This window comes from Pedobacter antarcticus, assembly GCF_900103515.1.
GTDB classification, from domain to species: Bacteria; Bacteroidota; Bacteroidia; order Sphingobacteriales; family Sphingobacteriaceae; genus Pedobacter; species Pedobacter antarcticus.
Genome location: NZ_FNGZ01000003.1, coordinates 283,796 through 295,814, shown reverse-complemented (window position 1 = coordinate 295,814; position 12,019 = coordinate 283,796). Strand labels below are relative to the sequence as shown.

Below are 12,019 nucleotides of genomic sequence, written 5' to 3'. Positions count from 1 at the left end.
TCTTTCAGACCAAGACCAGAAGGTGACTTCAAAGGCAGACCGTCAAGAGATGGTGACAGCAAATCTTTCAGACCAAGACCAGAAGGCGACTTCAAAGGCAGACCGTCAAGAGACGGTGACAGCAAATCTTTCAGACCCCGTGCAGTAAAAGAAGGGTCTTCTAAAGAAATGCCACGGAATGAAAACCGCAGCTATATTAAGAAAGACAATTATGCGACTGATGGAGAAAGACCATTCAGAAACTACGATGATAAAAAACAAGGTGCTTCCAGAAGCACTGACAGCCGCCCATTCCGTAAAAGAGAAGATGGCGCGAAACCATATTCGAAAGACTTTTCTAAAGCTGCACCCGTTATGCGTGCAAGGAAAGAAAGTATAGGAGTTGACGACGGTAAAATTCGTCTTAACCGTTACATCGCAAATTCAGGAATCTGTTCCCGCCGTAAGGCAGATGAATTGATCGCAGCAGGTGTAGTCTCGGTAAACGGTGTTCCTGTTTCGGAGCTTGGACATAAAGTGGATCCTGGGAAAGATGAAGTTCGTTACAATGGCGAGCTGCTGAAAAGAGAGAAAAAGATCTACGTTGTACTAAACAAACCTAAAGATTATATCACAACTACAGACGATCCTCAGGAACGCAAAACTGTGATGTCCCTGGTAGAGAAAGCCAGCCGCGAAAGGATTTATCCTGTAGGCCGCCTCGACCGTAATACAACCGGATTATTATTAATGACCAATGATGGCGACCTTGCTGATAAACTATCTCATCCGAGAAACGGCATCACTAAGATCTATCATGTAGAATTGAGCAAGAGCCTTAGCCAGGGAGACCTGAATAAAATCCAGTTTGGTTTGGAGCTTGAAGATGGAATAATCAAACCAGATACAGTTTCTTATGTAGCAGGTGGTTCTAAAAAAGAAGTAGGTATTCAAATTCACAGTGGTAAAAACAGGATCGTAAGAAGAATTTTCGAACATCTGGGCTACGAGGTAGTCAAACTGGACAGGGTTGTTTATGGCAATCTGACCAAGAAAGATTTACCAAGAGGAAGATGGAGATATCTGGAAGAGCACGAATTGATTCAGATCAAACATCTGATTCAATAGACGACACAAAGTAGGGATGTTCATTAAGAGCATCCCTTTTTTAATGGCCGGAAAAAACGATTATATTGTCGTCGTTAACATCAATATAATATGAAAAAAATTTATGCTATGGCTATAGCCACGATGTCTATTTTCAGTGTGCATGCCCAAAGTTCGGGAGACTACCAGCTACTTGTAGGCACTTATACTGCTCCTGGCAAAAGCGAAGGTATCTATATCTATAATTACCAGAGTAAAACAGCCGGAACCCATCTGGTAAGTGTAGCTAAAAATATCATCAATCCAAGTTATCTCGCGGTAAGCAAAGACAGGGAGTTCGTTTATGCAGTAAATGAAGATGCTGACAAAAGTACAATCAGCGCATTTAGTTTTGATCAGTCTGGAGGTAAACTAAATTTCCTGAACAAACAAGACGCTAAAGGAGCAGATCCCTGCTATCTGATTGCGGATGAATATAATGTGATTTCCGCTAATTATTCCGGTGGCACAATCTCAGTGTTCGGCAGGCAGGCAGATGGCAGTCTTAGCCCCGCAAAACAGATAATCCAACATACTGGGTCAGGACCCGATAAAGCAAGACAGGAAAGCGCCCATGTACACATGGTCCGGTTTACACCAGACGGAAAGTACGTAGTTGTCAATGACCTGGGTATGGATATGGTTTTCTTATATCAATATAACCAGGAATCCCAACAGGACATTCTTGTTTTAAAAGATAGTTTGTCCGTTAAGCCAGGTAGCGGACCAAGGCATATAGTATTTAGTCCCTCGGGTAAAAACGCATATCTGGTACACGAAATGTCCGGCGATGTCACTGTATTTGATTATAACGACGGACAACTGAAAAAGATTCAGGAAATCTCAATGCTTGCGCCAGACTTTAAAGGTGAGACTGGTGCTGCTGACATTCAGATCTCGTCCGATGGAAAATTCCTTTACACAAGCAATCGTGGTACTGCTAATGCAATTACAACCTTCGCAGTAGGCAAAGACGGTAAGCTTACCTATAAAACAATTACACCTACTCTTGGCAAAGGCCCGCGTGCATTCGTCATTGATCCGAGTGGGAAATGGCTGCTGGTTGGTCATCAGTATACAGATGAAATTGTGATCTTCAGTCGTAATTCGCTCAACGGGTCATTAAAGGACAGTGGTAAACGAATCGAAGTTGGCGCTCCCGTTTCAATAGTCTTCGTACCAAAGAAATAATATTTATAAAAGGAATAAAAAAAAGGAAGACCTTCTCTTAACCAGAGAAGGTCTTCCTTTTTTTTACCAAAGCCGCCTTATTGAGTTTAGGCAATTACATTTTTGCTAGCTATTACCTCCGTATAATAATCTATATATACTGGAAGAATCTTCTTCAGATCGAAATCCTGAGCCCTTGTAAAAGCATTGGTTTTAAATTGTTCCAGAATCACATCATCCTGAAGAATCTGAATTGCTTTTGCTGCCATGTCTTCAACATCACCAACATCACTCATATATCCACAGAAACCATCGATGTTCAGTTCCGGTAAACCTCCCGCATTGGACGTGATAATAGGTACACGGCAAGCCATCGCTTCCAGGGCAGCCAGCCCGAAACTTTCTGTTTCTGAAGGCATCAAAAATAAATCTGATACAGAAAGGATTTCTTCAATGGCATCCTGCTTACCTAAAAACCTAACATGGTCACATATTCCCAGGTCCCTGCATAACATCTCATTATTTGCACGGTCGGGCCCATCTCCTACCATCAGCAGTTTAGATGGAATCTTATCCAGAATCAACCGGAACATTTTAATTACATCTGCTGTACGCTTTACTTTCCTGAAATTAGACGTATGGATAAGGATTCGTTCATTTCCTGGAGCAATAGCTTTCTTAAAATGTTCCTTCGGGCGGGAACTGAAACGTGTAAAATCTATAAAGTTCGGAATAACGCGAATCTCGTTCTGGATATCAAAATGTTTCATCGTGTCTTCGCGAAGATTTTCCGATACCGTGGTTACACCATCAGATTTGTTAATCGAAAACGTAACAACCGGTTTATACGTTGGATCTTTACCAACCAGTGTAATGTCCGTTCCGTGAAGCGTTGTCACTACCGGAATATTTATGCCGTAAGTCTCCAGAATCTGCTTCGCCATAAACGCCGCAGAAGCATGAGGGATGGCATAATGTACATGCAGGATATCGAGTTGTTCAAAGCGGACCACGTCAACCAGTTTACTGGCTAAGGCCGATTCATAAGGTGCATAATCAAATAATGGATAATCCCTGACGGACACTTCGTGATAATAAAGATTGGAAGAGAAAAAATCAAGTCTTGCGGGTTGGCTGTAGGTAATAAAGTGAACCTGATGGCCCTCTCCTGCCAGTGCCTTTCCCAATTCAGTGGCGACTACCCCACTCCCACCAAAAGTAGGATAACAAACAATACCTATCTTCATCAAATTTAGAAATTAAGAATTTTGAGTCAAAATCTATGGCTGCAAAGTACAGTACTAAATTTGAGCTTTATGTTAAACTATTGCAATTTATTTACCCTTCGGCAAATTCATTTCAGCTTGAATCACCAGATACATTTCATTGTGGCGCTGTGTGCCTATATAATATTCGAGCCCATCTCTATCTGTGAGTACAACTGCGTCTTTACCAGATGAATAGAAACGAATACTTCCTTTTCTATGCAGATTATACACCGGATTATTAAACAGGTAATTACTGTAAGTATCTTTTCTTACAGCGACAATACTATTTAAATCGATCTTCACCTTTTTTGCCGTCCAGAGACCGTCTATCACCAGGCTCTTGTTATGAATAATAGTCTTGTACTGGATAAGAAATAATAAGATGATGGAAATACCTATAATTCCGAAACCGACAACCAGAAACAGGTCCTGCGTATTATCCCGGTCTCTTTCATAAACATAAGCACCAAAACAGAAAGATGCCATTAACAGCCGGATACAAATTCTAATGTAGTCACGTCCTATATATTGTTTCTCCAGAAATGCGTACTTATTGCTCATCTATTTTATTTTCTGTTCGAATATAACGACTTTTTTTGTGGATGAGGTCACTTTGTAGCGATTGTCCTGACGCATTCCTGCTATCCAGATTACTTCGCCATTGCCATTAAGCAATACCGGAATTTGCGATTTCAATGGCAGTGGCACTTTCTGGTCAATAAAAAAGTCGCTTATTTTTTTAAACTGTCGCATCCCCAAAGGCATAAAACGGTCCCCTTCTTCCCACTGCCGGATAACCAGCGGGTAAATAAGCTTAGCCGCATCTATATAGGCGATCTGCTGGTTTCTTTCAAAGCGAATGTCCTCACTTTGCCTGATGCCGATTTTTTGACCAGGTAAACTGATGAGACTATCATCTGGATGCACGGAGACCGGCTGAATAACATTCTGGTCCAGCGGAAGTAAAAGGAGATCATCACGATCAATCGTTATGCGGTGTGTATCACTGTAAAAAGACTTTCCGCTCTGTCCGGATAATGAATTCAGCAGGTCTGACACCACTGTTTCCGAGAAATTATATGTTTTTAAAGCGCCGCCGAGCAATAACCTCGCCGGATGCAGAGATCCTACAGCTGCAATACTCAGTTTCAATACACCATTTTCTTCCCTGATCAATCCTGCAGCAGCGCTACTGATAGCCTGTTGCACCAATATCTCGGTTTCCGCAAACCTTTCTATATTCTGCATAAAGGTGTATTCAAGTCCGGGATTAATCTCTTTCAGTCTGGGAATAACTTCCAGCCGGATCTTGTTTCTGGCATAGACTGTACTGGAATTTGAACTATCCTCTACGAAGGCTATCTCGTTGGACCTGATCAATGAATCTACCATCTCCCTGTTTAAATAAAGCAGGGGACGGATCAGAAAACCTCTTTTTGCCTGTATCCCGTGCAGACCTGCAATACCCGTTCCACGGACCAGATTAAGCAAAACCGTCTCAATTGCATCATCCTGGTGCTGTGCGAGAGCGATCTTGGCATAATTCTCCTCCCGTCTGATTTGGTCAAACCAGGCATAGCGCAATTCTCTGGCAGCCATTTGAGTCGAAATCCTTTTGGAAGAAGCGAAGCTTTTAGTCTTGAAATGCGTCACATAAAAAGGAACCTCCAGCTCACTTGCCAGTGCCCTCACAAATTCTTCATCACGGACAGACTCGGTGCCACGCAGGCCAAAATTACAGTGAGCAATGCCAAACTGAAAACCAGCTGCGCGAAAAAACCGGGTCATCAGTACTGAATCTTTCCCACCACTAACCGCCAGCAAAATCCGTTCGCCTGCTTCAAATAACTCCTGCTGCCTGATAAATTCAGTAAAACTATGTAGTGGTAACATCTTTCAAAATTAACAATATGTATACGAACCCCTAAAATTGCCTGGCAAAAACATAACTTTGTAAAGTGCAAAAATTACACACCCCCGGTAAATTAAATTCTGTACCAGGCTATATCGCCTTTCAAAGCAGACAAAGCATACTGTTCAGACTTCTGTTCTGCATATCAGTATGCCTGCTATTACCTGTTGCACTTTCCGCACAGACATCAACTGCTGCGCAATCTGCACAGCAAAGAACGAAAATTATTCTGCAAAGCTCAGAAAGAAGCCGCATTATTACTAAAACTGACATTACTTACCTGCGCAAGCCGGTATTTAAGCATGAAAACGCTATCCTCACTTGCGATAGCGCTGTTTTCTACACCTCAAAAAACTATTTCGAGGCTTATGACAATGTGCATATTAATCAAGCCGATACCATAAACATTTATTCAGATAAGCTGAATTACGATGGCAATGCTAAAATCGCCCATCTGACCGAAAGGGTACGCATGGTAGATAAGACTTCTGTGCTAACCACCAATGTACTGGATTATGATATGGTTTCCAAAGTGGGCACCTATGTTAATGGTGGTAAAATTGTAACCAAAGATGCGACCATAACCAGTAAGAACGGATTCTATTTTGCAAACTCAAGAGATGCTTATTTTAGATATAATGCTGTGGTAGTTACCGACCAGAGTGTCATTAAATCTGATACCTTACGGTATAATACACTAACCAACTGGACCTATTTCTATGGCCCAACCAATATCAAAGAAAAAGACGGTGGAAACCTCTATACAGAAAACGGTGCATATAATACCAACACAACCTATGCCTATTTCGGAAAGAAGAACCTCTATACATCGGGAAGCCGCTCGCTAAAAGGAGACAGTTTATATTATGATGGCAAGGCAGGATACGGTAAAGCAGTCCGTAATATCGTCTTTCAGGACACCACCGATCATATGATGCTCCGCGGCCAGCTGGGCTACTATTATAAGAATGACCAGCGTACTGTTGTAACTAAAAATGCCTACCTGGGAATGGGCACCAATGACTCGGTACTCGTAGATAACATTAAACAACCTGATAGTTTATGGCTTGGCGCAGATACGCTGGAGACACAAATGGTCCTGCAGAAATCTCTGCGGTTACTTGATGGCCCCGTTATTAAAAAAGATAACGAACTGGGAGAAGAAAACCGGGAGGGCAAAGCCAGTCTGGTTCGCCAGCAGGAGAACTCAGATGCAGAAAAATATGCAGGAAGAACAGGCAAAGAAAGTGCTGTGCTGAAAAAACCTGAAGAGGAAACTAAGCCTAAAGTAAAAGAGGTCCCGACAGATAGCTTGAAGAAAATTACGCCGCAGCATATAGATACTACTGTAATTAAACCGGTTAAACAACTGCTTCCGTCAATTAATCTGGCCAAAAAGAAACCGGGCATAAAGGACAGCTTGCCTGTTAATCCAATGGACACAATGCGGACTCGGGCAATTAAGGCCTTCCATAATGTGCGGGTCTATAAATCAAATATGCAGGCTAAAGCAGATTCCCTTTTCTATACCGCAGCAGATTCTACCTTACGCTGGTATAAAAATCCGATAATCTGGTCGCAAAGTTCACAACAGACCGGTGATACAATTTATGTTCAGTTGCGAAACAAAAAAATCAATTCCATACAGATATTGCAGAATGCTTTTGCTGTAAACGTAGAACCTGATACTGCAAAATTCAATCAGGTAAAAGGTAAGCTGATTACCGGATTTTTCAAAGACGGTAAACTGAACAGCATGTATGTCGATGGAAATGCAGAAAGTGTTTATTTCACCAAGACAGACGATGGAAAGAAATATGATAAGATGAACCAGACTATCAGCAGCAGGATTAAAGTAATTTTCAGAGACAGTGAGATTCAGGATGTCGTTCCAATCAAAGATGTAGAAGGTGCGACAACACCAGTTGAAGACCTGAAAGAAGATGTCATCTTAACCGGATTTATCTGGAAACCGGAGCTTAGACCACGTTCAAAAAAGGATATTGTAAACTTTAAGCCACCAGCCAAACCAAAACCTGCAGCGAAGAGCAAAACGAAAGGTTTACCAGGCGCAATAAAGGCCAAAGAAACAGGACTTAAACAATTGCAACCGAAACAAGTTCCTTCGGCGAATGCTGTGAAGAAGGCTGCAGTAACACTCCTTCCAGTAGTCAAACCTGTCACAGACAGCCTGCTTAAAAAAACAGACGAAATTAAAAAAGCAGCAGACATTGCAGCTCCTCTGGTTAAACCGGTCGCGGACAGTGTGCTTAAAAAACTTAAATAGTTTCTGCCTTCAGAAAAGCAATCAGTTGCTTCATAGCCAGACCGCGGTGACTGATTGCGTTTTTTTCTTCGCCGCTCATTTCAGCAAAAGTAACGGAATATCCGTCTGGCTGGAAAATCGGGTCATAGCCAAACCCAGCCTCACCGGAAGGTTTTTCTCTTAGTGTACCGTTGACCCTTCCTTCAAAAAAGTGTTCCTCTCCATTGATAAGCAGCGAAATAACCGTCACAAAACGTGCACGTCTGTCTGCAGTTCCCTCCATCTTTTTCAGTACAAGTTCAAGGTTGGCCCGGTCACCGCCGCCGCCTGCATAGCGTGCGGAGTAAATCCCAGGCTCATCATTCAATGCTTTAACCTCTAATCCGCTGTCATCAGCAAAACAATCCAGGCCAAAATTCTGTGCAACATATTTACTTTTCAGTGATGCATTACCCGCAAAGCTATCAGCAGTCTCAGGGATATCGGTATCACAGCCAATATCCAGTAGATTAAGTACTTCATAAGTACCATTTAAAATTGCGCTTACCTCTTGAGTTTTATGTTTATTCTGTGTAGCGAAGACTAATTTTTTACTCATAATTCTAATTTCTTCAGACTTCCCCAAAGTGCTTTTTTACCATTAAGATCGGCCGCTAATAGATGCAGGTTGGCGGAAAAGATCATTTGAATCTGTTCATGAAAAACCAGTTCATTACTATTTTTCTCCGGCAGTCCCAGCATTGAGGTACTTACCCCAAAGCTTAGTACAATCCTGGGTTTGAAATAAGTGAAAAGCTCTTCATGTCTGCTTGTCGCGCAGAGGGAATAATTCAACAGCGCAAAATCATTTGCTGTAAGCTGAATTGCTTTCACGATGTTCCGGAGCAATTCCCTTCCTTCAACAGAGCTGACTTCTTCGTTATCATCCTGTACCAGGATCAGAATCTGCCGCTGATTTTTCCCCAGAAATTTATAACTGATTTCAGGAACTGAGACAGGCAATATAACCGGGGCTTGTATTACAACTGGCTCCTGTTCCTGCTGCAGGTAAATTTCTTCCGTAAAGAACATACGGAGTGCCGCATCATCTTGGATAAGTTGCTGACCCATGAACGTTTGTTTTGAGAATTAAATTTTGTGTTAAAATTAGTTAAATATCTTATTATAGCGCCTTAATTTGTTACTTTTATACCTCAAAATACCTATTTAACCTTTGTGAAGAAAGCCGGCAGTTTGTTCCTATTTTGTTTTTTGTATTTAGGCTCCCAGGCGCAAAGCGTTGCTGTGATTAATGGCAAAGAGCTGAGCCTGAAAGAATTTAACTGGGTTTATCAGCGACACAGACCAGATAAAACGACGCCAAATCTGGATGACCTTATCTCGTTTCTAAATATTTATATAGACTTCAAACTGAAAGTACAGGATGCAATTGCAGCCAAGATGGATCAGGACAGCTCTTTTCTGGCTGAAACAGGCTCTTATCAAGCGGCTTTGCAACAACAATTAAAAATGAAGCCCGGTCAGGAAAATGAAAAGATGCTGATGAATGAATTGAAAGATGCACTGCTTTTTTATAGCATAACGCAACAAAAAATATGGGAAGCTGCAAACCATGCTGAAAGCGGTATCCTGAGTTTTTATACGGATCATCAGCGTTCTTATCAAGACAGACCGTTTGAAGAAGTGAGAGATGAAGTCACGGAAGATTATCAGCATGAACTGGAGTGCGAGTGGATCAACTCCCTGCGTACCAGGTACCAGGTTAGTATTAACCAGCACCTACTGGGTTCGCTGGTCAGATAAACAGCTGACAAATCATTGAATAATAGTAGATTTGCAAATAAAATATAATTGAATAAAGTATAATGAAGAAAGTTTTATGGTTAGCAAGTGGATTACTCTTCTTGTTTTTTAACGCACAGGCTCAGATAAAACCACAATCCAAAAGCGTTGATAAGGTAGTTGCCGTACTGGGAAGTGATGTAATCTTATTGTCGGAACTCAATCAGCAATATGTGATGTACCTGAACTCAGGTAATCCGGTGGATGAAAAAGTTAAATGTTATATTTTACAGCAAATGCTGGTACAGCACCTGTTAAAACAGCAGGCTGAAATCGATTCGGTAATGGTCGATGATAAGCAGGTCGATGACGAACTGGACAGAAGAATGCGTTATCAGATTCAGCGCGCCGGTGGTCAGGATAAACTGGAAGAGTTTCTTAACCGCTCCGTTCTGCAATATAAAGACGAGCTGAGACCTGACATCCGTGACCAGTTGCAGGCCAACAAAATGCAGGGTACTATCACGGAAAAAGTGAGTATTACTCCTATCGAAGTAAAAAAATATTACGATTCTTATAAAAAAGACAGTTTACCAGATATCCCTGCTGAGTATGAGGTTGGTGAAATTGTATTACATCCTGAACTCACGAAAATTGAGAAACAACGTTATTATGACAAGTTGGATGCTATCAGGCTACGTGTTAAGAGTGGAGAAGATTTTGGCTTCCTGGCTAAAACTTACTCCGAAGATCCGGGTTCTGCTGCCGAAGGTGGAGACCTTGGTTTCTTTGACCGTACGATGATGGCTAAAGAATTCACTGCATATGCATTCAAATTAAAACCAGGAGATCTTTCCCCGGTATTTGAAACCGAATTTGGCTATCACGTACTGCAAGTTATAGAAAGACGTGGTGAGCAGGTTCATGCCCGACACATCCTGATTCGCCCGCAGACTACTCCTGAAAGTTTAAAGCGCGTAAAACTACACGCGGACAGTGTTTACAATACCCTGATTGATAAAAAACTATCATTCTCTGCTGCTGCATCATTGTACTCTACAGACAAAGAATCTAAATATAATGGTGGTATGATTCTCTTTGCTGACAACGTAACAGCCAGAACGACATTTATACCTGCTGACAAACTCGATCCTAAAACATTCCTTGTTGTAGATACAATGAAAGTTGGTGAAATATCCAGACCGGTTACTTTCACTGGTCAGGATGGTAAAGAAGGTTATAAAATTGTGTTCCTTAAATCCAAAATTCCACCACACAAAGGGAATTTAGAACAAGATTACACGAAGTTCAAAGAGAAGGCACAACAACAGAAATCGGACCGTGTTATGAGTGAATGGTTCGAGCAGCGCAGAAAAAATACTTACATCAGAATTGACGAAGATTATTTGGGATGTGATGAACTTAAAATCTGGACCAAACCAATGGAAAAGAAGTCGGCTGAATAATAACTATCCGTATAACAAAAAAGGTGCAATTTCTAAATTGCACCTTTTTTGTTATACGGATAGTTGATCCCGGAATTATCTTTTTATTTTTTGCGCCGACGGGCCGGCTTTTCCTTTTCAGCGGGTAGTTCCATTTTCTGAAAAATGTTGGGAAAGTCTGTGATGATTCCATCAACTCCGAGTCCGATCATATAATTCATGTCTTTCGGGCTATTTACTGTCCAGGGCACTATTTTAATACCCTTTTCATGGCAGCGGTCTACCAATCCCTTACCTACCAGCACTGCATACGGACTATAATAATCTGGATTGAAACCCAGATCACTGATATTCTTTTCAAAATCAACTTTCTCGTCGATCATCAATGCTGTTCTCTGCTTCGGATAATGCTCATGTACATATTGAAGTGAACGTACATCAAACGCCTGTATAATCACTCGTTTAGCCATTTTACGTGATTCTACCACGTCCATAACCAATGCTGCAAACTCGGCAGGCTCAGGATGGAATACGAGGTCACCGTTACGGATAGTTTTTATCTCAATGGCATAATCCGGTTTCGGTAACCGGTTCTTTTTAACATAGGCTTCAACCGAATCTATCACTTCTTCCAATAACGGTTTGTAGGCGTGATACTTCTGTTGTCCGGGAAACCTTTTGTGCACTTTACTGCCCACATCAAATTTCCTGACTTCCTCATAATCCATTTTATAGATATTAAACTTCTGCTGATCTTTCAGCGTAATATCCTTACCCGCAGGCGTAAGACTAATTTCGAAGTTAAAATAAGGTTCATGGGAAAGTAGTACCTGCTTATCTTTAGAGATAACGACATTCATACCCAAAGTATTCGCTCCCAGATCCAGTGCACGGAGCATTGCACCAATCGTATTTTCCGGCATGAGCCCCCGGGCGCCACGATGCCCTTGTTTTTCAAACTGCTGCGCTTGAAGGTTCTGCCCTGCAACAAACAGTAATATCCAGATTAGATGTCTTTTCATATCAATTAATATCTTCAGCAAAAAAGCTG

At 41.6% G+C, this 12,019-nt stretch carries 11 protein-coding genes; 5 read left to right on the top strand and 6 right to left on the bottom strand.

Annotation, left to right across the window (positions count from 1 at the left end; all coding sequences use genetic code 11):
* Positions 1–1,107: pseudouridine synthase (locus BLR53_RS08485; RefSeq protein WP_244889468.1), on the top strand; the 1,107-nt coding region annotated here is incomplete at its 5' end.
* Between the two features lie 90 nt (positions 1,108–1,197).
* Positions 1,198–2,316: a lactonase family protein gene (locus tag BLR53_RS08480; protein ID WP_074588985.1), complete on the top strand. Its 1,119-nt coding sequence runs from the start codon at positions 1,198–1,200 to the stop codon at positions 2,314–2,316.
* Between the two features lie 86 nt (positions 2,317–2,402).
* Here the strand turns inward: BLR53_RS08480 and bshA are convergent, their stop codons facing one another.
* The 3 genes from bshA to tilS all read right to left on the bottom strand — a co-directional run bounded on the left by bshA (position 2,403) and on the right by tilS (position 5,456).
* Positions 2,403–3,542: an N-acetyl-alpha-D-glucosaminyl L-malate synthase BshA gene (bshA, locus tag BLR53_RS08475; protein ID WP_037440713.1), complete on the bottom strand. Its 1,140-nt coding sequence runs from the start codon at positions 3,540–3,542 to the stop codon at positions 2,403–2,405.
* Between the two features lie 87 nt (positions 3,543–3,629).
* Positions 3,630–4,124 (bottom strand): hypothetical protein, encoded by a 495-nt coding sequence (locus BLR53_RS08470; protein WP_074588981.1) that lies wholly within the window; start codon positions 4,122–4,124, stop codon positions 3,630–3,632.
* Positions 4,125–5,456, bottom strand: a complete 1,332-nt coding sequence (tilS, locus tag BLR53_RS08465; protein ID WP_074588978.1) for a tRNA lysidine(34) synthetase TilS — start codon at positions 5,454–5,456, stop codon at positions 4,125–4,127.
* 65 nt (positions 5,457–5,521) lie between these two features.
* On the opposite strand from tilS, the gene BLR53_RS08460 reads away from it, so the two are divergent.
* Positions 5,522–7,762 carry an OstA-like protein gene (locus BLR53_RS08460; RefSeq protein ID WP_244889467.1) on the top strand — a complete coding sequence of 747 codons (2,241 nt, stop codon included), beginning with the start codon at positions 5,522–5,524 and terminating at the stop codon, positions 7,760–7,762.
* Here BLR53_RS08460 and rdgB read toward each other — a convergent pair.
* Together rdgB and BLR53_RS08450 are read right to left on the bottom strand one after the other, a co-directional pair.
* The gene (gene rdgB / locus BLR53_RS08455) at positions 7,755–8,339 is read right to left on the bottom strand and encodes an RdgB/HAM1 family non-canonical purine NTP pyrophosphatase (protein WP_074588975.1); all 585 of its coding nucleotides are present in this window, start codon (positions 8,337–8,339) and stop codon (positions 7,755–7,757) included. The two genes, BLR53_RS08460 and rdgB, sit on opposite strands and share 8 nt — an antisense overlap.
* Positions 8,336–8,851, bottom strand: a complete 516-nt coding sequence (locus BLR53_RS08450) for a hypothetical protein (protein WP_074588970.1) — start codon at positions 8,849–8,851, stop codon at positions 8,336–8,338. The genes rdgB and BLR53_RS08450 overlap by 4 nt, the downstream gene beginning before the upstream one ends.
* Positions 8,852–8,992: 141 nt before the next feature.
* On the opposite strand from BLR53_RS08450, the gene BLR53_RS08445 reads away from it, so the two are divergent.
* Together BLR53_RS08445 and BLR53_RS08440 are read left to right on the top strand one after the other, a co-directional pair.
* Positions 8,993–9,544, top strand: coding sequence for a hypothetical protein (locus tag BLR53_RS08445; RefSeq protein WP_083332041.1), 552 nt, complete (start codon positions 8,993–8,995; stop codon positions 9,542–9,544).
* Positions 9,545–9,606: 62 nt separating this feature from the next.
* Positions 9,607–10,989 (top strand): peptidylprolyl isomerase, encoded by a 1,383-nt coding sequence (locus tag BLR53_RS08440; protein ID WP_051759868.1) that lies wholly within the window; start codon positions 9,607–9,609, stop codon positions 10,987–10,989.
* Between the two features lie 83 nt (positions 10,990–11,072).
* Here BLR53_RS08440 and BLR53_RS08435 read toward each other — a convergent pair whose 3' ends face one another.
* Positions 11,073–11,990 (bottom strand): glycerophosphodiester phosphodiesterase family protein, encoded by a 918-nt coding sequence (locus BLR53_RS08435; RefSeq protein WP_051760127.1) that lies wholly within the window; start codon positions 11,988–11,990, stop codon positions 11,073–11,075.
* Positions 11,991–12,019 lie beyond the last annotated feature (29 nt).

Bases quoted from the DNA above. Each gene is read 5' to 3' on its own strand.
- BLR53_RS08470 (WP_074588981.1), bottom strand. From the start codon at position 4,124: ATGAGCAATAAGTACGCATTTCTGGAGAAACAATATATAGGACGTGAC.
- rdgB (WP_074588975.1), bottom strand. From the start codon at position 8,339: ATGAGTAAAAAATTAGTCTTCGCTACACAGAATAAACATAAAACTCAA.
- tilS (WP_074588978.1), bottom strand. From the start codon at position 5,456: ATGTTACCACTACATAGTTTTACTGAATTTATCAGGCAGCAGGAGTTA.
- BLR53_RS08435 (WP_051760127.1), bottom strand. From the start codon at position 11,990: ATGAAAAGACATCTAATCTGGATATTACTGTTTGTTGCAGGGCAGAAC.
- BLR53_RS08440 (WP_051759868.1), top strand. From the start codon at position 9,607: ATGAAGAAAGTTTTATGGTTAGCAAGTGGATTACTCTTCTTGTTTTTT.
- BLR53_RS08450 (WP_074588970.1), bottom strand. From the start codon at position 8,851: ATGGGTCAGCAACTTATCCAAGATGATGCGGCACTCCGTATGTTCTTT.
- BLR53_RS08480 (WP_074588985.1), top strand. From the start codon at position 1,198: ATGAAAAAAATTTATGCTATGGCTATAGCCACGATGTCTATTTTCAGT.
- bshA (WP_037440713.1), bottom strand. From the start codon at position 3,542: ATGAAGATAGGTATTGTTTGTTATCCTACTTTTGGTGGGAGTGGGGTA.